22 protein-coding genes and 3 tRNA genes are annotated in these 19,903 nt (G+C 39.9%); 10 read left to right on the top strand and 15 right to left on the bottom strand.

Translation table 11 applies throughout. The features are described from left to right. The first annotated feature begins 4 nt into the window (after nt 1-4). Nucleotides 5-643 carry a uridine kinase family protein gene (locus B4G94_RS17560; protein ID WP_165306291.1) on the top strand — a complete coding sequence of 213 codons (639 nt, stop codon included), beginning with the start codon at nt 5-7 and terminating at the stop codon, nt 641-643. Between the two features lie 114 nt (nt 644-757). Further along, nucleotides 758-2,284 carry a bifunctional phosphoribosylaminoimidazolecarboxamide formyltransferase/IMP cyclohydrolase gene (purH, locus tag B4G94_RS17555; RefSeq protein WP_286860510.1) on the top strand — a complete coding sequence of 509 codons (1,527 nt, stop codon included), beginning with the start codon at nt 758-760 and terminating at the stop codon, nt 2,282-2,284. 51 nt (nt 2,285-2,335) lie between these two features. Here purH and B4G94_RS17550 read toward each other — a convergent pair whose 3' ends face one another. Further along, complete coding sequence (locus B4G94_RS17550) at nt 2,336-2,707, bottom strand: YkvA family protein (RefSeq protein ID WP_286860508.1); 372 nt, start codon at nt 2,705-2,707, stop codon at nt 2,336-2,338. 280 nt (nt 2,708-2,987) lie between these two features. On the opposite strand from B4G94_RS17550, the gene B4G94_RS17545 reads away from it, so the two are divergent. Beyond that, nucleotides 2,988-3,701 carry a DUF4397 domain-containing protein gene (locus B4G94_RS17545; protein ID WP_286860506.1) on the top strand — a complete coding sequence of 238 codons (714 nt, stop codon included), beginning with the start codon at nt 2,988-2,990 and terminating at the stop codon, nt 3,699-3,701. 60 nt (nt 3,702-3,761) lie between these two features. Here the strand turns inward: B4G94_RS17545 and B4G94_RS17540 are convergent, their stop codons facing one another. Beyond that, nucleotides 3,762-4,067: an FtsB family cell division protein gene (locus tag B4G94_RS17540; RefSeq protein ID WP_108632329.1), complete on the bottom strand. Its 306-nt coding sequence runs from the start codon at nt 4,065-4,067 to the stop codon at nt 3,762-3,764. A 280-nt stretch (nt 4,068-4,347) separates the two neighbouring features. Here B4G94_RS17540 and lpxB point away from each other — a divergent pair, with 280 nt between their 5' ends. Both lpxB and B4G94_RS17530 read left to right on the top strand, forming a co-directional pair. Next, the gene (gene lpxB / locus B4G94_RS17535; RefSeq protein WP_286860504.1) at nt 4,348-5,463 is read left to right on the top strand and encodes a lipid-A-disaccharide synthase; all 1,116 of its coding nucleotides are present in this window, start codon (nt 4,348-4,350) and stop codon (nt 5,461-5,463) included. Nucleotides 5,464-5,519: 56 nt separating this feature from the next. Next, nucleotides 5,520-6,155 (top strand): hypothetical protein, encoded by a 636-nt coding sequence (locus B4G94_RS17530; RefSeq protein ID WP_108632331.1) that lies wholly within the window; start codon nt 5,520-5,522, stop codon nt 6,153-6,155. A gap of 77 nt (nt 6,156-6,232) precedes the next feature. On the opposite strand, the gene B4G94_RS17525 is transcribed toward B4G94_RS17530, so the two are convergent. The 3 genes from B4G94_RS17525 to B4G94_RS17515 are packed head-to-tail and all read right to left on the bottom strand — an operon-like array spanning nt 6,233 to nt 9,313. Further along, nucleotides 6,233-7,312 carry a DUF3810 domain-containing protein gene (locus B4G94_RS17525; protein WP_286860503.1) on the bottom strand — a complete coding sequence of 360 codons (1,080 nt, stop codon included), beginning with the start codon at nt 7,310-7,312 and terminating at the stop codon, nt 6,233-6,235. A 6-nt stretch (nt 7,313-7,318) separates the two neighbouring features. After that, on the bottom strand, nt 7,319-8,377 hold the full coding sequence (locus B4G94_RS17520; protein ID WP_165306284.1) for a nucleoid-associated protein: 1,059 nt from the start codon (nt 8,375-8,377) through the stop codon (nt 7,319-7,321). A gap of 9 nt (nt 8,378-8,386) precedes the next feature. Further along, nucleotides 8,387-9,313, bottom strand: a complete 927-nt coding sequence (locus tag B4G94_RS17515; RefSeq protein ID WP_286860501.1) for a histone deacetylase family protein — start codon at nt 9,311-9,313, stop codon at nt 8,387-8,389. Nucleotides 9,314-9,487: 174 nt separating this feature from the next. Between B4G94_RS17515 and B4G94_RS17510 the strand changes: the two genes are divergently transcribed. The 4 genes from B4G94_RS17510 to B4G94_RS17495 all read left to right on the top strand — a co-directional run bounded on the left by B4G94_RS17510 (nt 9,488) and on the right by B4G94_RS17495 (nt 12,553). Next, nucleotides 9,488-10,129 carry a YceH family protein gene (locus B4G94_RS17510; protein WP_286860499.1) on the top strand — a complete coding sequence of 214 codons (642 nt, stop codon included), beginning with the start codon at nt 9,488-9,490 and terminating at the stop codon, nt 10,127-10,129. Between the two features lie 3 nt (nt 10,130-10,132). Then, nucleotides 10,133-11,329 carry an MFS transporter gene (locus tag B4G94_RS17505; RefSeq protein WP_286860497.1) on the top strand — a complete coding sequence of 399 codons (1,197 nt, stop codon included), beginning with the start codon at nt 10,133-10,135 and terminating at the stop codon, nt 11,327-11,329. Continuing rightward, nucleotides 11,326-12,213: a DUF72 domain-containing protein gene (locus B4G94_RS17500; protein ID WP_286860495.1), complete on the top strand. Its 888-nt coding sequence runs from the start codon at nt 11,326-11,328 to the stop codon at nt 12,211-12,213. Before B4G94_RS17505 ends, B4G94_RS17500 begins: the two co-directional genes overlap by 4 nt. Before the next feature lie 121 nt (nt 12,214-12,334). Further along, nucleotides 12,335-12,553: a hypothetical protein gene (locus tag B4G94_RS17495; protein WP_146190968.1), complete on the top strand. Its 219-nt coding sequence runs from the start codon at nt 12,335-12,337 to the stop codon at nt 12,551-12,553. Between the two features lie 98 nt (nt 12,554-12,651). On the opposite strand, the gene eno is transcribed toward B4G94_RS17495, so the two are convergent. The 9 genes from eno to B4G94_RS17450 form a co-directional block, all read right to left on the bottom strand. Further along, complete coding sequence (gene eno / locus B4G94_RS17490) at nt 12,652-13,947, bottom strand: phosphopyruvate hydratase (protein WP_108632339.1); 1,296 nt, start codon at nt 13,945-13,947, stop codon at nt 12,652-12,654. A gap of 211 nt (nt 13,948-14,158) precedes the next feature. Then, a complete protein-coding gene (gene carA / locus B4G94_RS17485) occupies nt 14,159-15,259 on the bottom strand; it encodes a glutamine-hydrolyzing carbamoyl-phosphate synthase small subunit (RefSeq protein ID WP_108632340.1) in 1,101 nt (366 codons plus the stop codon). 229 nt (nt 15,260-15,488) lie between these two features. Beyond that, nucleotides 15,489-15,800 carry a DUF2752 domain-containing protein gene (locus B4G94_RS17480; RefSeq protein ID WP_286860490.1) on the bottom strand — a complete coding sequence of 104 codons (312 nt, stop codon included), beginning with the start codon at nt 15,798-15,800 and terminating at the stop codon, nt 15,489-15,491. Beyond that, nucleotides 15,800-16,156 (bottom strand): TM2 domain-containing protein, encoded by a 357-nt coding sequence (locus tag B4G94_RS17475; protein ID WP_286860488.1) that lies wholly within the window; start codon nt 16,154-16,156, stop codon nt 15,800-15,802. The genes B4G94_RS17480 and B4G94_RS17475 overlap by 1 nt, the downstream gene beginning before the upstream one ends. A 338-nt stretch (nt 16,157-16,494) precedes the next feature. Continuing rightward, the gene (obgE, locus tag B4G94_RS17470) at nt 16,495-17,493 is read right to left on the bottom strand and encodes a GTPase ObgE (protein WP_108632343.1); all 999 of its coding nucleotides are present in this window, start codon (nt 17,491-17,493) and stop codon (nt 16,495-16,497) included. A 37-nt stretch (nt 17,494-17,530) separates the two neighbouring features. Next, complete coding sequence (locus B4G94_RS17465; protein ID WP_104382693.1) at nt 17,531-18,100, bottom strand: adenylate kinase; 570 nt, start codon at nt 18,098-18,100, stop codon at nt 17,531-17,533. 74 nt (nt 18,101-18,174) lie between these two features. Then, a tRNA-Arg gene (locus tag B4G94_RS17460) sits at nt 18,175-18,248 on the bottom strand. A gap of 169 nt (nt 18,249-18,417) precedes the next feature. Continuing rightward, a tRNA-Arg gene (locus tag B4G94_RS17455) sits at nt 18,418-18,491 on the bottom strand. A gap of 31 nt (nt 18,492-18,522) precedes the next feature. Further along, nucleotides 18,523-18,596, bottom strand: a tRNA-Arg gene (locus B4G94_RS17450). A 185-nt stretch (nt 18,597-18,781) separates the two neighbouring features. Between B4G94_RS17450 and B4G94_RS17445 the strand changes: the two genes are divergently transcribed. After that, nucleotides 18,782-19,609, top strand: coding sequence for an alpha/beta fold hydrolase (locus B4G94_RS17445; protein ID WP_286860485.1), 828 nt, complete (start codon nt 18,782-18,784; stop codon nt 19,607-19,609). A gap of 115 nt (nt 19,610-19,724) precedes the next feature. Here the strand turns inward: B4G94_RS17445 and B4G94_RS17440 are convergent. Beyond that, a partial coding sequence (locus tag B4G94_RS17440) for a DUF3276 family protein (protein ID WP_286860613.1) occupies nt 19,725-19,903 on the bottom strand: 179 nt, incomplete at its 5' end.

Below are 19,903 nucleotides of genomic sequence, written 5' to 3'. Positions count from 1 at the left end.
AAGAATGAATAACAAACCGTATGTCATAGGGATTGCCGGAAGTAGTGGTTCTGGAAAAACATTTTTTTTGAATAGTTTTTTGAAACATTTTAAAACCGATGAAGCCACCTTGATTTCTCAAGATGACTATTATATCCCTGCCAATACAAAGACACAAGAGGAAAATAGACTCTATAATTTTGATATCCCAACATCCATAGACAGAGAAGCTTTCTATACCGATATCAAAGCACTTTTTAATGGAGAGACGATTTATAAAGAAGAATATACCTTTAATAATCCTTCGCTAACTCCAAAAATATTAGAGATCAAGCCAGCCCCCATACTGATTATCGAAGGGTTATTCATTTTCTACTATACAGAAATCAACGCGCTTATTAACCACAAGATCTTCCTGAGTGCAGATCAGGATATCGCACTCCGCAGAAGGCTACATCGTGATTTGGTCGAACGTGGTTATTTTGAAGATGATGTCATGTACAAATGGGTTAACCATGTGCTTCCTTCATATAACGAGTATTTATTGCCATTTCAGGATTCTTGTGATCAAGTTATATTTAACAATACTGACGAACCTGAACCGATTTGGGACATTACCAATCAGATTTCTGAAGAATTGAAAGCGAAACTCAATTTAGTATAATACACTAAAGACGGGCGTATGAGGACATACGCCCGTCTTTATTTAAAAGTGCTTGATTTATTGACATCAAGACTTTAAATTCTTATCTTTGCGCCACGAAACAAATCCATCATAATGAACCATCCTGTAAAGATTAAAAATGCTTTGGTTTCAGTCTATTATAAAGACGGCCTAGCTCCTTTAGTTGAATTATTAAACAAATACGGTGTTACATTCTATTCCACTGGAGGGACAGAAACATTTATCAAAGATTTAGGTATACCTGTCGTTCCTGTTGAAGACTTGACAAGCTATCCTTCGATTTTAGGAGGCCGTGTTAAGACCTTGCACCCAAAAGTTTTCGGAGGAATTTTGGCACGCCGTCCGCTTGAATCGGACCAACAGCAACTTGCTCAGTATGAAATACCAGAGATCGATTTAGTTATCGTGGATTTGTATCCATTTGAAGAAACTGTTGCATCCGGAGCTGCTGAACAAGATATCATCGAAAAAATTGACATTGGTGGAATCTCATTAATTCGTGCTGCAGCGAAAAACTTTAATGACGTTGTGATTATCTCTTCTAAAAATGACTACAAAGAACTTGAAGAGATGCTAGCGAATCAAGAAGGTAATACATCACTTGAACAACGTAAAGAATTTGCAAAACGGGCATTCAATACGTCATCACATTATGATACGGCAATTTTCAATTATTTCAATCAAGAAAATCCAATTGAAGTATTTAAACAATCCGAGCAAAAAGCTCAAGTATTGAGATATGGTGAAAACCCGCATCAAAAAGGTATCTTCTTTGGTGACTTGGACAACATGTTCGACAAATTAAATGGAAAAGAGCTTTCTTACAACAATCTGGTTGACGTAGATGCTGCCGTTGCTTTAATTGACGAATTTCAGGAACCTACATTTGCCATCCTAAAACACACAAATGCTTGTGGTGTGGCCTCTCGCCCAACAATCAAACAAGCATGGATCGATGCTTTGGCATGTGATCCTGTTTCAGCATTTGGCGGGGTTTTGATTACTAACGGTGAAGTGGATGGCGCAACAGCAACGGAGATCAATAATTTGTTCTTCGAGGTCTTAATCGCACCTGCTTATTCTGAAGAAGCAATTGCTATCCTTACGGCCAAGAAAAATAGAATTATCCTAGTGCGTAAAGATGTAAAATTACCTGCTCAACAATTCAAAACTTTATTGAATGGTGTCATTCTTCAAGATAAGGATAACACAATTGAAGCGCCTGAGCAAATGGTCGCCGTAACCACAGTAAAACCTACAGCTGAACAACTGGAAGATTTATATTTTGCCAATAAAATTGTAAAACATACGAAATCAAATACCATTGTTTTTGCCAAAAATGGCACCTTGTTAGCATCAGGTGTTGGGCAGACATCACGGGTTGATGCCTTAAAACAGGCAATTGAAAAAGCAGTTTCATTTGGTTTTGACTTAAAAGGCTGTGCAATGGCATCAGATGCTTTCTTTCCTTTCCCAGATTGTGTAGAGATCGCTTCAAATGCAGGTATTGCAGCCGTTTTGCAGCCAGGCGGTTCCATCAAAGATCAATTATCCATTGATATGGCCAATGAAAAAGGCATTGCAATGGTAACTACTGGTGTAAGACATTTCAAACATTAAGAATAGTCTTACTACTTCATAAAAAAAGCTACTTTTAAAAAGTAGCTTTTTTTATTTGTTGGCCTGCCAGCCCAGTCGTTCTAATTTATATCGTTCTATTTCTTCTGAAAGCTTCCGGATTGCATAGGCAACAATAGCAACATCATCTAACCAACCACCTACGGCAATAAAATCCGGAATTGCATCTACCGGAGAAACCACATAAATAATAGTCCCGATAATAATGGATAGATTCCAGCTGTTCATTTTAAACTTACCAGTAATTGCATCCTTGCACATGGCGATCAGTAATTTAAAATCGCCAACATAGCTTCCTAGATTTTTTGCCTTAGATTCCGCTTGTGACAACTCCGTTTCCGTAATTTTACGATGTCTAAAGCGCTCAAACATACCTGTTGCAATCTTTTTGATTCTACTGTTCATAACTCAAAATTATCAATATTTTTTAATTAACAAAGCCTGTGCCTTTTTTAAAAGAATGCACAAACGCGGACCAAAGTCCACTCAAGTACCAACTATATTCGACAGCGCTTTGGGAATGGTTGCTGAGAAAAATATCTTCGGAGATAGCCATTATATTAAAATAAACCCCAATTTTATTATTTTTACAGCTAACTGTAGCAAAGTGTATGTCACCACCGTATAATAGACAACACAAGCGCAATGTGTTTACACAAAAAATAGATTTTAATATTACACGGTTATGAAAAACTATAGATTATTTAATTTTATTGCCATCGCTTTAGCAACATTCTTACTATCCAGCTGTTTGAAAGATGACGATGACCAACGAATTCCAGCGGCTCTCTTTACAATGGTCAATGGCTACAGTGACGCTAATGCAGTCATCTATTACGCCGATGGGGGGCCTTTACAAAATCCCAATTATCCCATGGAATTTAAAAGCTATAGACCTATAGTTGGCCTATTCACCGGAGCAAGAAAAATAGCCGTTTCTGCGGAGTATAACAATATCCTTGTTGACACAACAGTTACGATCAAAGACAGCACGATATACACCTCATTTGTTTACGGTACCAAAGAGAAGCCTGTTCAGGTAATTACAACAGATAAAATTAACAAGGAAATCAAAAACACGGAATCCGGTTTACGTTTCTTTAATCTTGCGGAGGGAACAGATCAGGTAACCCTTCAGATTGGCAGTCAGACTTCTCCAACAGAATGGACGAAACGGGCGAAAGAAACACAAAATTCAGCTACTGCCCACCAAGGATTCATCGCGCAAAAAAGTGGCACTTTTGATGTCATTGCCAAAGATAAAGCCGGAAAAACAATTGCAACACGCAAAGATATCAAACTGGTAGAAAATTACTATTATTCATTGATATTGATCGGTAAGGCAAATGACGAGAAAAAGCCTTTGTACCTAGGCTTGGTAGCTCAAGCTGCAAATTAAAAATACCCCATTTCTATATACAAAAAAAGACCATCGTATTTCTATGATGGTCTTTCTTATTTAAGGCTTTTCTTGGGGAGCGACTTTAGATACGACGTAGATATCTTCATTCTCCTTTTTCATTTTATATTTCTCCCTGGCAATACGCTGCACTTCCTGTGGGTTGGACCGGATATCGTTAATCGTCTTTATAATGGCTGCATTCTCTTTCAGGTAAAAGGAGCGTTCGGTTTCCAAATTAGCCTTTTGCTTTTGGTAGCTGTATTGCGTAGCAAAATCATTTCTATCAAAAAATAACATCCACACCAAAAAAGCCAAAGTGGCTAATAAATACTTATTTCTTATTAAAGACCATAATCGTTGCATAGGACAAAAATACTATTTAGCTTTCAGACTACCGATATTTTCTTCCGAAGTTAAACATCGTTAATTAAAGATATGGAATAATGCCCTCAAATTCATCATATCTTTAGAATAATATTATCTTTAACAAGTCAAAACAACATGCTATTAAATAGCCCGAATGGAAGGCATAAATACTGGTAAAAAAATACTGTTTCTTCCATATGGGCATTAAATAACAAACCGGGTGCAATGGATTCATTTTTACCGATGAAAAACTGCGCCAATACATAATCACTTTTCTATGAAATACTATCTTATTGCAGGTGAAACATCAGGCGACCTACATGGTGCCAATCTGATCAAAGCGCTTAAAAATGAAGATCCCGACGCGACCTTCAACATTGTAGGTGGAGATTTAATGCAGGAAGCGGCAGGAGAAAAAGCATTGATACATACCTCAGCAATGGCTTTTATGGGTTTTGTGGAAGTTTTGAAAAATCTGGGTAAGATATCCAAAAATTTGAAAGCGGTTAAAAGTGATCTTCTAAAAGAAATGCCCGATACAGTCATACTCATCGATTTTCCGGGTTTCAATCTGAAAATTGCTGAATTTGCAAAAAAACATGGGATCAAAACATGTTACTATATTTCACCAAAAGTATGGGCATGGAATCAGGGCCGCGTCAAAAAGATCAAAAAAATTGTTGATCACATGTTCTGTATCCTACCTTTTGAAGTGGATTTCTATAAAAAATGGCGTATGCCGGTCGATTACGTAGGCAATCCCCTATTAGATGCGATTTCAACGTATCCTTTTAATCCGAAATTCAGGGAAGAAAACGGTTTTACAGACAAACCGCTTATTGCCTTATTACCGGGCAGTCGGGAGATGGAGATCATTAAACTTCTGCCGATCATGGCCGAACTACCCTATTTTTTTCCTGTCCACCAGTTTGTCATTGCCGGTGCTCCAAATTTTGACGAATCTTATTACAAGCAATTTTTGAAGGGTATTGATATTCCCGTTCTTTTCAATCAAACTTATGATATCCTCAATAATGCGGAAGCTGCCGTAGTCACTAGCGGCACGGCAACCCTTGAAACAGGGATATTGAAAGTTCCACAGGTTGTGGTTTACAAAGCTAATCCGATATCTGTCTGGATAGCAAAGCTTGTGGTAAAAGTAAAGTTTATATCCCTGGTCAATCTGATTAATAATTTTCTGTCCGTACGCGAGCTTATTCAGGATGATTGTACAGCATATGATATTTCCTATGAAGTGGGCGAACTCATAAACAACAAAGCGCATCGGGCGAGTGTGATGGAAAATTACGATATCCTGGCAGAGAAACTTGGCTCACCTGGCGCCTCAGAAAAAACAGCTAAGTTAATTGTAAAATATCTGGGTAAAAATTAAACTCTTTGGGCTTTCAATTGTCAAACTATTAATTAGTTACATATAATTAAAGCTTTATGAAATCGAAACTTATTTTAGGCTTTCTTTTTTGCTTCGCATTTACCTTTGTCGGTAAAGCGCAGGAGACACAGCATTTTTCTAAACTTGAAATTGGAAAAAAAGCCAAGAAAAATATTGACAGCAAAGATTCCACAGCCGTTATTCATATCGACACATTGATTATGAAGGATAACGCTACACTTTCCTTTTATGGAAAGAAAAATGTTAAAATCACCGTAGGTTATGCGGAAATAGGTAACAAGGCGACTTTCTATGGTACAGACGGGAAGAATAATGGCGCCAACTTTGATATCAATGCCAATTTTCAAAAACTAGGATCATTGTATATTATTGCTAAAGGTGATGATGCTTTTAATGGCACAAAAACATTTCCCAATGGAAATGGTGGTAAAGTCAAGGTTACCTTGGCTACGGGAAGTATAAAACCACAGACAACAGACAAGAAGTCACCAAATTACATCTATGCAGATGTCGTAGCGGGTGGTAGGGCTGTCAATGCAAACACAGACCTAAGAAACATTTATGACCGCATTAAAACTGCGCCTACAGGTCTCCGGGGATTGCCACAGGGACAGATTTACTCTGGTAGTGCAGGCACGGAAGGTTCCTTTGAACTGATTTCGACTCAATAGAACAAGCGAAATGTATATAAAAAACAGCATCTTTAAGGTTGATGCTGTTTTTTTAGTTATTCATTTTTAGATAAACTTCAATGACAACCTCTCTTTTTGAGTTCATAAGCGAGCACCAATCTCGTCATGCGATCATATCTTGCAATTCCCTCTTTTTGATTGTTATGTGTTAAGTATTGGTTGTAAAACAGCCCCATCAGGTCGTTAATCCAGCCCGTATAATTGCTCCAAAATAAGCGCTCCGCTGCCACATCTTCCAGTACTGGTTTACTCAATTTGATTTGATACACTTTAGAAAGCTCCGGGTACATGCCACGAAGTTCGCCCAGCATATAAAGCGTTGTTTGCAAATACGCTGAGTAACGATAAAAAGCCTGTGGATGATGCTGCAAGCGAACAAAAGCGATAAAATTGGCTTCATCCTCAAAACCTACCCCCTGTTGATGGGCAAGCTCATGCACATACGTAAACGGAAAAGATAGGGCTGGCATAGCATAATTGACCTGCGCTTCATGCGTGAACGGATTAAAATAGCCCGAAACACCAAAATAAGAAACGATCCTGCTATTTAATGGAGATTTGGCGTTGATCTGACTGCCAGACAAAAAAGAAGAAAATGTAGTATCTTTTTTCACCCAGGTCGCCAGATCTTCCCGCATATGGTCCTTCCTTTGGCCCCACTCAGCAGGGTCCACCTGTCCCCGTAAAGCGTTTGTACTATCCAGGTATTCGTCAAGCACCATGAGGTAATCCGCCAGCCGCAAGCTATCGACCTTCAGCTGGGTATTTATGCTGATCGGCTTCCTGTAATAATTTAATCCCCAGGAGATATAAAAGAAAATATAGAGTCCAAACAACAGGTTTAGCAAAAATAAAAAAGCTCGGCCTGCATCGGTCCATTTTCTATGCCATACTTTTCGGATGAGATTGGCCAGCCGATAAAATAAAAAAATAAGCGCGAAAGCATAAAAAATATCCCCCACACTAAAAGGAATATAGCCAAAAATATACTTCGGAATATAGCCGTAAAACCTGTAAAATCCCTGCGCATAAAAAGCTTCGATCCATGAACTATTGCTTTCAATCAGCGATAAGAAGAATAGCAGCCCAATGAATAATACCAAAGTAAGAATAGCAATTTTGTTGCGCTTTACCATAAATCATCAACTTTCGTTTTCGAAATAGACCTTATAATAGTTCATCCCTTTATCTTCATCAAATCCTTTTTCAAGATATTCCCGTTTTCCATGCACGTAGATATGAAAGTTCTTATCCAATTTCAGCACGGATTTGTAAGAAGATTCCATCTTTTTGACCGCCTTGTCTGCTATTTCAAAACTCGACTGGAAGGGTGAATCAAACTCATCTTCAAACCCTGCTTTATAATCCTGGAACAGGGCGATAGCCTGGGGATTACCCAATACCTCCTCCTCAAATTCCTCCTGAACAAAAGTTTCCTTTTCCTTAAAGTAGTTCATTGACTTGTTCATCAGATCGATCTTATCGGCTTTCTCAAGTTCAAATGTTTCATCGAGTTTCTCCTGAACAAAATTCTTATAGACCTTCAGGTAATTTCCGGTCTGATTAAAATTGTCATTGCGCACGCGCAGTTTCAGAAACTCATCTTTCCAATAAACGGCTTCCTGCTGTCTATTGGTTTGATCCAGCACAAGAACCTTATAACCTTCTTCTTCCTCCACATTGATAATGATACAGCCTTTGTCCAACTTATTGATATTAATCGCTTCCTGTTCATATTCTAAGGTGAACGCACCTTGTTCAGGATATACTTTTAGGTAAGTCTCTTTGTTTTCCGATTTAAATATGCCGATCGCGTCGTGTTCCTCGCCTTCAATCTGTACATTTTTTAGCGCAACCACATACACCTCCCCTGCTTTAATCTTGGGGTGGCTGGATACCTCATAAAGGTGCTTCGAAATTTGCTGGGAAAAATCATGAAAGGGTAACTGTTCTTTAAAGTACTGGCGAACAAAATAGAATACCTCGTTCAGGTCCAGCTCATCATTGGGATGATATAGACGATATACTTCGTTCACTTTAGCAAAGGGACTCATAAAGTACTGCATCAAAAGTCCAGGTAATACTTCATCGCCCTCGAGGGATACAGGGGCGTCTGACAGGATATAAAACTCGTCCTGTGCTTTGTTTCCTACACGGTGTATGGATAATGCTTCAAAAGTTGCGTCTTGGTGAAAAAACATATTCTTATTTTATAAATGATATAAATCTATTGCTATTTTAAATGTTTGGCAATGTGCATTGACAATATCTTTGATCCGGGGCGAATACCCCCCGCCCATACTTACCTGAACAGGAATATGCAATTGATGACATAAGCCCAGTACGAGTTCATCCCTTCGTGCACAGGTCGCTGGACTTAAATTCAATCTGCCTAGTTTATCTGTTGCTAAGATATCCACACCTGCCTGATAAAAAACAAAATCAGGCCGGATACGATCAAATAATTCCAGCAGATTTTTATTCAGGATCTCCAAATATTCTTTATCAGTTATATTTTCAGCGAGTCCAATATCCAAGTGTGAACGTTGCTTGATAAAGGGATAATTTTTCTCGCCGTGCATCGAGAAGGTAAACACCTGTTGGTGCCCTTCAAAGATATGTGCCGTTCCGTTTCCCTGATGGACATCCAGATCAATAATAAGGATTCGATCTGCCCGGTTATGTTGCAATAAATAACCTGCAGCAGTAGCTTGGTCGTTCAGCAGGCAAAAACCTTCACCAAAATCATAACCCGCGTGGTGCGTTCCACCTGCAACCGTAAAAGCCACTCCATATTTTAAGGCATAACAGGCAGCCTGAATTGTCCCATCCAAAATGTAGCGTTCACGGTCTACCAAGCGCTTACTTAAGGGGAATCCGATCCGGCGCACCATTTTTGGATCCAGGGTCAAATCGAACAGTTTTGCCACATAGGCCGGATCATGTACCAGACAACAGGTCTCAAAACTTGCCAGTTCAGGTCTGAAAAAATTAGTTTCATTGGCCAATCCTTCATGCTTTAACTGCAGCGGGATCAACTCATACTTTAACATCGGAAAACGATGTCCTTCTTTGACCGGATGGATAAATTCGGGATGAAAAGCTATCTTGAGCACTTTAAATCTTATTTTATTCATGCGAAGATAAGAAAAACTAAAGCAATCCCATTTTATCCAACAATATCAATCAGATATTTTGGAGTTGTATGGGAAAAAGGGCATCTTTGGATAAGAACAAAACCTTAAGTTGATGTCGGGCACCGTTTGGCATTAAACTTATATTCGATCATAAATAGATACATCAAAAATAACATGGAAACGACTAATCTGCCTCAATTGTCTGCAATGGAACAGCGTGTCCTAGGCTCTCTGATTGAAAAATCAAAGGTGACCCCTGAATATTATCCCATGACGATCAACAGCTTACAGGCTGCATGCAATCAAAAAACTTCCCGCAAGCCTGTAGTTCAATATAGCGAAGAAGACATCGTCAATACACTGGACATCCTGAAAAAGAGAGGATTGATTTCAACCGTTATCGGTGGTGGATCCAGGGTAACCAAGTATAAACACAATTTTGCCATACAATTTGCGCTAGTACCATCCGAACTGGCTATCATTTGCCTATTGCTGCTGCGCGGACCGCTAACGGCGGGTGAAATTAATTCAAGCGCCGGTAGGCTCTACGAATTCGAATCATTGAGTGAAATTACTGAACAATTGGAAAGGCTGTCGCAAGGAGGCTACCTGAAATCCCTTCCAAAACAAGCCGGTCATAAAGAGGTGCGGTATATTCACCTGCTTGGCGAGGTAAATCTGGAAGCTTTTGAACATGCCGGCAGTTCACATTCCACTGTCGCAGATCAGGCGCTCTTGGAACGTGTTGGACAACTCGAACAGGAGGTCGCTGCCTTAAAGCAAAAATTTCAGGATTTGTGGGACGAATTACATTAACTGATGATTCCTAGTACTGATTCCAAAACAGAATTATCTCAGGCAACCTTATGGCTGATGACCATCGCCACTGGCTTGGTTGTTGCCAACAACTATTACAATCAGCCATTATTGGGACTGATTGCAAAGGATCTGGATGTTGGTGAAGCTACCGTAAGTAATTCGGCCATGCTGACACAAATCGGCTATGCCTGCGGCCTATTGTTGATAGTCCCATTGGGGGATATGTTCAAAAGAAAGAAAATGATCTTGATTGATTTTATCTTTATTATTCTTTCTTTGGCCGGAATGGCCCTCTCCCATTCCATTGTTTCTATCCTAATCTTCAGCTTTTTGATCGGTTTTACATCGGTGATACCACAAGTTTTTGTACCAATGGCGGCAGAGCTTGCCTCAAAGGAGAAACAAGCCGCTGCGATAGGCATGGTGATGTCCGGATTATTGATCGGCATATTATTATCGCGTGTGGTCAGTGGTTTTGTCGGCTCTTACTTTGGGTGGCGCGAAATGTACTGGATCGCTACTGGGGTCATGGTGGTTACGGCATTGACTATCGCCGTTAAGCTTCCTGAGGTAGCTCCGAACTTTAAGGGTACCTATAAAGAATTGATGCTTTCCGTATGGAACTTCGCCAGAAAACAACCGGTACTGCAACTTGCCGCATTTCGCGGAGCCATGGGATTTGGTGCATTTTCGGCCTTCTTTACGACGTTGGTTTTCCACATCGAAGGTCCGCCATTTTTTGACGGACCGGCTACCGCCGGAGCATTTGGCCTTGTCGGCGCCTGCGGCGCTCTTGCTGCAGCTTTTGTCAATCGGGCGACCGTATTCATAGATACCGCTAAAATTATCCTGTATGCTATCTTATTAATGGTATTTAGCTGGCTGCTCTTTGCGTTATTCGGAAATTACTATTGGGGGTTAATCATTGGAGTTATTCTCATTGATCTTGGACTGCAATCCATGCATATCCTAAACCAAAGTGATTTTTACGCGCTGAACCTCGGCGCCAACAACCGCCTGAACACTGTATATATGGTCAGCTATTTTATTGGCGGTTCAACAGGCACCTTTTTTGCAGCACAGGCATGGCAACACTTCCAATGGCCCGGTGTAATAGCCGTTGGAACCCTGTATACGCTATTGGCATTGCTCGCGCATGTATTATTTGATCATAAATCAAGAAAAAAAACAATATGAAATTTGGCCAAGTAGATCATCCCGAAGAGGTAGATTTCACCCTACCACCTACTCCAAAAGAGACCTTAACCCTTTTGCAGCATTTCAAAAACGACGAACCATTTGAAGTGTATGTTGGCTGCGCAAAATGGAACAAGCAAGATTTAAAGGGCTTTTATCCAAAGGGGACGAAAGACGAACTTGTCTACTATGCAAATCAGTTTAACAGTATCGAACTGAATGCGACATTTTACAGCACACCCAGCCGAGAGCAGGTAGAAACCTGGAAACAGAAAACACCGGCAGACTTTAAGTTCTTCCCAAAAGTCCCACAGTCCATCAGTCATTTCAGCCGATTGCTGAATGCAACGGATAAGGTCAAACTATTTACGGATGCCGTTGTCCAATTTGACGAAAAGTTAGGCATGGTATTTCTGCAGATGCATGACAACTACAATCCAAAAGATATGGCCCGTTTAAAACTATTCTTACACGACTGGCCGAAGGATGTCCCATTAGCATTGGAAGTCCGAAATAAAGACTGGTTTTCAAAACCTGAAGTAACAAAAGAACTCTATACGTTATTGGAGGAGACCGGCGTGACCAATGTATTGGTAGATACGGCCGGAAGAAGAGACATGCTGCATATGCGCCTCACCAGCCCGGTCGCTTTTGTGAGGTATGTGGGCGCCAATCATCCCTCGGATTACGAACGCTTGGACAATTGGATAGAAGTGCTAAAACTTTGGCGGGATAATGGATTACAGAAACTGTACTTTTTTATCCATCAGAATGTCGAGATTGAATCGCCGTTGCTTGCGACTCATTTTATCAAAAAAATCAATGAAACATTTGATCTCAATCTCAAATACCCGAATAAAGCAACAGGAAATACCTTATTTTAATTTTATATCTATGGCAAAAATATTTGCAGCATTCTCATTTATCTTACTGGTCTTCTTATCATGCGGTGCCCAACGAGCTATAATGGAAACAGACTCAAACATAAAAAAAATAAAGCTGGGTATGAGCAAACAAGAAGTGATCAATACCATGGGAAAGCAATATAGAGTCGCTGGCGCAGACCGCCTGAATGACGACTCGGTAATGGAATTGATAACCTATGAAAATGCATATAATGAAGAATATCAGCTGTGGTTCAAAAATGAGGTACTCATGAAATGGAACAGAATACATAAATACAATCATAGTCATGATCGAAGTAGAAGGGATACAATCCATTAAATTGTAATTCCTATTCTCCTTTCCGGGATAAAACTAAATTAAAAAACAAGGCCTAATCTACAGATTAGGCCTTATTTTATTCGCATGATAGGATAAACCTATTTTTTTGCATATTTAAAGTTTTTGCCGATGAAGCGAGCATTACCACCCAATTCTTCTTCGATACGCAACAACTGATTGTATTTAGCCATACGGTCAGAACGGGAAGCCGAACCTGTTTTGATTTGGCCACAGTTTAGCGCAACTGCCAAGTCAGCAATCGTTGCATCTTCGGTTTCACCTGAGCGGTGAGACATTACTGAAGTGTAACCAGAATTTTGCGCCAAAGTAACCGCGTTGATCGTTTCAGTCAATGAACCGATTTGGTTTACTTTTACCAAAATAGAGTTTGCAGTATGGGTATCTATACCTTGTTGAAGACGTTTTGTATTTGTTACGAAAAGATCATCACCTACCAATTGAACGTGATCACCAATTTTGTCAGTCAATGTTTTCCATCCTGTCCAGTCATCTTCAGCCATACCATCTTCGATAGAGATAATTGGGTATTTCGCTGTCAATTCTGCTAAATAGCTTGCTTGTTCTTCGCTAGAACGTACCGCTCCTTTATCGCCTTCAAATTTAGCATAATCATATTTACCATCTTTGTAGAATTCAGAAGAAGCACAATCCAATGCCAAACAGATGTCTTGACCCGGTTTGTAACCTGCAATTTCAATCGCTTTCAATACAGTCTCGATTGCATCTTCTGTTCCTTCAAACGTTGGCGCAAATCCACCTTCGTCACCTACAGCAGTAGAAAGACCTCTATCGTGTAAGATTTTTTTCAAGGTATGGAATACTTCTGTTCCCCAACGTAATGCTTCAGAAAAAGAAGGAGCACCTACTGGCATGATCATAAATTCCTGGAATGCGATAGGCGCATCAGAGTGAGAGCCACCGTTGATGATGTTCATCATTGGGATAGGCAATGTATTTGCGTTAACCCCACCAATATAACGGTACAAAGGTTGACGTGACTCTTGTGCAGCTGCTTTTGCTACAGCCAAAGAAACACCAAGGATAGCGTTTGCACCTAAATTACCTTTATTTTCACTACCGTCTAAATCAATCATGATTTTATCGATGGCATTTTGCTCGAAAACATCTACGCCTTCCAAAGCTTTCGCTATTTTGGTATTTACATTTTCAACAGCTTTCAAAACACCTTTACCCAAGTATTTTGACTTGTCGCCATCGCGCAATTCTACTGCTTCGTGAACACCTGTTGAAGCACCTGAAGGAACAGCTGCACGACCAACAAAACCATTTTGTGTAGTAACATCTACCTCAATTGTAGGGTTACCGCGCGAATCCAAAATTTGACGCGCATGAACATCGATAATTAAACTCATCTCTTTATTAGACTATAATTTATTTTCATTACTTAGTGTAAATAAGACACACTCTTATCTACAGACATTTTTCACAACCAAATATAACAAAAAATGTATTTAATCCGTCATTTATTGTGAATAAAATATGACCAATCTGAATAATTGGTTCAGCAAATACCATAAAAAAACCTCCACAATAGGGAGGTTTTTTATGGTATACTACGTTTGCTTAGTTTTTGATCATTGCAACGAAATCATCAAACAGGTAACGTGAATCGTGTGGACCTGGAGATGATTCAGGGTGATATTGCACCGAGAATGCTTTTTGTCCTTTAATACGGATACCTTCGATAGACTGGTCGTTCAAATTAACGTGTGTAATCTCCACATTTTCGGAATTTTGGATATCCTCTGCTACGACACCAAAACCATGGTTTTGTGAAGTAATTTCACAACGGTTAGCGATAATATTTTTGACCGGGTGATTGATACCACGGTGTCCGTTATGCAATTTACTGGTGCGAATACCATTGGCTAAAGCTAAGATCTGGTGCCCCAAACAGATACCGAACATCGGCTTCTGTGCATTCAAAATAGATTTTACCGTTTCGATGGCGTAATCCATTGGAGCAGGATCACCGGGACCATTTGAAATAAAGTAACCATCGGGATTCCATTTTTCCATTTCTTCAAATGTAGTCTTAGCAGGGAAAACCTTTGTATAAACATCACGTGCTTCAAAATTGCGCAAGATATTTTTCTTGATCCCCAAATCCAACACTGCGACGCGTAAAGATGCATTTTCATTTCCAAAGAAATAAGGTTCAGCAGTAGTTACTTTAGAAGACAGTTCAAGTCCATCCATGGAAGGAACTTTTGCTAATTGGCTTTTTAATTCTTCCACATCAAGTGTTTCGGAAGAAATAATTGCATTCATTGCTCCTTTATCACGGATATGCCTTACCAATGAACGTGTATCCACATCGGAAATACCCACCAAATTTCCTTCTTCAAAATAGCTTTGAATAGATTCATCGGCCATTTTACGGCTATAGTTGATGTTGTAGTTTTTACAAACTAGTCCCGCAATCTGAATTTGATTTGACTCGGTATCATCCTCATCAATACCATAGTTACCAATATGTGCATTGGTTGTTACCATGATTTGTCCAAAATAAGATGGATCTGTAAAAATCTCTTGATAACCGGTTGTTCCTGTATTAAAACAGATCTCACCAGTAGTCGTACCAATTTTACCAGCGGCTTTACCGTGATAAACTGTACCATCTTCTAAAACTAAAATTGCAGGCAATTTGCTGTAGTTGGTCATTATCGATGTAATATTATAAAATGTGTATCTCTTCTGTTCTGAATTTTAAAACCGTTCCTATTGGATATAAAAAAAGCCCTCAAATGGGCTAAAATATTAATTAACAATGCATTACCACGATTGACAAACCGTTTCCTAAGGCACCTACCAATAAAGACTCTACTTTAATTTTCACGGGAGACAAAGTTACGACATATCAGTTAAAAGTGAAAAACATTTTTCAATTATTTTAGTCCGCACGCGACAATCGACGTTTAAATCGCCGAAAGTCTTTCAAAATCAAAAAAATAAATACCGGGATAAGGACAAAGATCATTGGATTTGCTGACCAGGCATCCCCCCATTTCATGTGCAACAGCGCAATAAAAGCCGTTGTGAGTCCGCAGCCCGGGCATTCATGTCCTGAGATCGCCTTCCAGAGACAAGGAATAAGGATATGAATGCCCGACACCATATAAAGCCCTATAGCGATACTAAAATACCCCATTGCGATGGAATAGATCCAATGCAACCGAAGGTATTTCAGTACGAGATAGACCATTAATTATTGTTTATCGGACTTTTAATGTATTGGCCATCCGCATCCTTGTATTTACCAACAATGATCATGATCATATCAATCAGCCACCAAATTCCACAGCCCCCTAAGGTGACCAATTGGATCACTGCCGTTCCGATCTGCCCCAGATAGAAACGATGCGCCCCGAACGGGCCTAGAAAAAAACAAAACAACAAAGCGGGCAGCCAGCGATCATCCTGCAGGCTACGGTTCTGTTGCTGAAAGGGTTGATTCGCATAGAATATAGGTTGTCTCACCCCACAAAAAGGACAAACCTCTGCCTTGACATGAATTGCCTGACCACATTCTACGCAATATTTTTCATCTTCTGCTTTCATTTTAGATTAATTTGTCAATGAAATTAGTAAAAAACTCTGAAAGATTATACATTTTATCCCGATATCACCATCCATACTGAAAACCATTTCACAGCTTCACGAACCTACGTTGAGCAAGAATAACCAATTTTGCCCATCTTCCTAAAAAATAGGACGTGGATCCCATCTTTTTGTGAGTACAACGACCTTATAGCCGCGTGGCATTTTATTTCCTTCAGAACCGTCTGATTGTTTTTAAACCAGATAGCGATCCTAGGACGAAAAACGGGAACAATAAAAAGTGATTTCAAAAAAAACGCTTCATAAATGAAGCGTTTTTATAACATGTTCCTTTGCGATCAGGAATTGATTGCTTTCCAGATCATATCTTTCAATGGCAAAATATTCTTACCGGCAACAGACGAAATGAAAATATGGGGAAGCCCTTCGGGAAGTTCCTTTTCCATTTCCCTTTCAAGTTCGTCATCAAGCATATCCGATTTTGTGATTGCCAACAACTTGGGTTTATCCGCCAGTTCGGGATTATATGCTGTCAGCTCATTCAGCAAAATACCATACTCCTCGGCTATTGTCCGATCGGTATCAGCTGGCACCATAAATAATAACACTGAATTCCGCTCGATATGTCTTAAGAAACGATAGCCGAGCCCTCTGCCTTCCGAAGCCCCCTCAATGATCCCCGGAATATCCGCCATCACAAACGAGCGGTTATCGCGGTAGCTCACCATACCGAGATTGGGCACCAAAGTGGTAAATGGGTAATTGGCAATTTCAGGCTTTGCGGCCGAAACGACAGACAATAAGGTTGATTTACCAGCATTTGGAAAACCTACCAGACCGACATCTGCCAGTACCTTCAGTTCGAGAATCATCCATTGCTCTTTGCCAGGCATTCCGGGTTGCGCAAAGCGGGGTGTCTGTTGTGTAGGCGACTTAAAATGCCAGTTACCTAAACCACCCTTTCCTCCCGGAACCAAGATCTTCGTCTCCCCATCTTCGGTAATATCAAACAACACCTCTCCGGTCTCCGCATCCTTTGCAATGGTACCCAAAGGTACTTCCAATATTTCATCCTTGCCGGTAGCACCAGTCCGTAAAGAACTGCCCCCGGACTCCCCATTAGAGGCAATGATGTGTTTGCGGTACTTCAAATGGAGCAATGTCCAGATATTCGTCGTTCCCTTTAGGATGATATGTCCTCCACGGCCTCCGTCACCACCATCCGGACCACCTGTAGCGGTATGCTTGTCACGGTGCAAATGAGCCGAACCTGCCCCCCCATGTCCCGAACGACAACACACTTTCACATAATCAACAAAATTCGATCCTTGCGCCATTACAATGTATTACTGTCTAAAAAAGTATTTATTTCAATTAATAATTATCGATAATATCCGTTAGGCTTTTGAAGATTGTATCAATCTCTCCAATGCCATCCACTTTGGATAATTTACCTTGCGCTTCATAATAAGGCAACACATGAATAGTTTTTGTAAAATACTCATCAATGCGTTTCACCAATTTATCAGCATCGTCATCCGAACGGCCAGAAATCTCTTTGCGTTTGGCGATGCGCGCTTTCAATTCGTCTTCATTTACATCCAGTGCGATTACGACGGAGATTGAGGTGTTGATACCTTCCAAAAAAGCATCCAATGCCTCTGCTTGAGCAACAGTACGTGGGAATCCGTCAAAGATAAATCCCTTTGCATCAGGATTTTTTTTCACTTCTTCTTCCAGCATTGCTATCGTAATCGAATCTGGCACTAAATTTCCCTCAGCAATAATCTGGCTTACTTGTTGACCAAGTGGCGTTTGACCTTTAATATGTGCTCTAAAAATATCACCAGTTGAAATATGTATCAATTGATATTTTTCAATAAGCTTTGCAGATTGAGTTCCCTTACCTGCACCCGGAGGGCCAAATATTACAAGGTTTAGCATAGTTTTATTTAAGAAATTAAAACGAGTTAAAAAATAAAAGCCTAATCACAGATGATGACTAGGCTTTTCAGTCGTGCGCTCCAAGGGAGTCGAACCCCTAACCTTCTGATCCGTAGTCAGATGCTCTATCCAATTGAGCTAGGAGCGCAGTAAACCATTACGTTTAGAACTCTGTCCCATTTGTTTTGGTGACGCAAATATAGTCAGAATTCATTTTTTTACAAACTTTTTTTTAAAAGAACTTTCCATATCTCCCTCTAATACCATGTACAGCACCTTCTTTCAGTAAAAAAGCCAATCCTTAAGATTGGCTTTTGTGCACTCCAAGGGAGTCGAACCCCTAACCTTCTGATCCGTAGTCAGACGCTCTATCCAATTGAGCTAGGAATGCCTCTTTTTAAGTATACAGAACCTGTATATTGTGCGCGCCAAGGGAGTCGAACCCCTAACCTTCTGATCCGTAGTCAGATGCTCTATCCAATTGAGCTAGGAGCGCTAGGCAACCAAAACAGATCTTTATTCTTTTCCGTTTTGGTGATGCAAATATCGACATATTTATGGATTTAACAAACATTTTTTCTCTTTTTTCAACTTTATGAAACAACATTTCGTTTATCTCGTTGATAATATTATATTTAAGATATCAACTTTTTTTTCAGACACTGACAAATGTTATTATTCATGAGCAAAAGAGAATTAAAACTCAGCAAAATCCGCATTGGAGACATCAGCATCTCGTATTATATCCGCCACAGTAAATCATACCCCGCCCCTAAAACCGTTCTATTTATCCATGGATTCCCTTTCAACAAGAATACCTGGAAACAGCAATTACTGGATCTTGACGAAAAATACACCGGGATAGCCATTGATGTCAGGGGACACGGCCTCAGCACAAATGGACATGGTTTCTTTTCGGTTGATGTGTTTGCCAAAGATATTGTTGAATTTATACGCAAACTGGACCTCAACCATGTTGTGCTCTGCGGCATCTCCATGGGTGGCTATATCGCCCTGCGCACCTATGAGCTGATCGGCCAACAGTTAGCAGGATTGATTTTATGTGACACCAACTCCCTTGCGGACGACAATAAAGCCAAACAAAAACGATTCGATTCGATACAGGCATTACTCAAATATGGGAGAAGACCATTTGCGATTGGTTTTACGGAAAATGTATTCTACGAAAAAACTATTCAGGAAAACCCAGAGGCTGTCGAACTCATCAAAAGCTGTATTCGTAGAAATGAACTTTCCAGTATCTGTGCAACACAACTTGCACTTGCTACCCGTACAGATACAACGCATTCTCTAAAAACGATTATTATCCCGACCCTGGTGATCAAAGGTAAACATGATAAATTGATGAGTGAGGAGCAGACAAATATTCTTATTGAAAATATTCCCGATGTTAGATTCGTGGAATTTGAAGAATCAGGACATTTACCAAATCTCGAAGAGCCCGAAAAATTCAACAGGGTACTGAACGACTTTTTAGCCATCATTTAGCATCATTCGGACCAATAGAATATATTCAAACCAAGTGCATACTGCCTTGGGCCATAAAAAAAGCCACGCGAGTGGCTTTATTTCTTTTTTCATTGAGATTTCATTCTACAACACGTTAGAACGAAAAATCATCTTTTGAACGACCATCAGCTTCCTCAGCATATGCATCGTCAAAGTTAGGCTCATATCGTTTTTCGATTACTTCCTGATTAGACTTAATGTAATTTACAACATCCGTCAAACCTTCCGCAAATTTTTCAAAATCTTCTTTGTATAAGAAAATCTTATGCTTAA

This window comes from Sphingobacterium sp. UBA7625 (genome assembly GCF_002484085.1).
Classification (GTDB): domain Bacteria; phylum Bacteroidota; class Bacteroidia; order Sphingobacteriales; family Sphingobacteriaceae; genus Sphingobacterium; species Sphingobacterium athyrii.
This window is presented reverse-complemented; position numbering and strand designations above follow the sequence as displayed.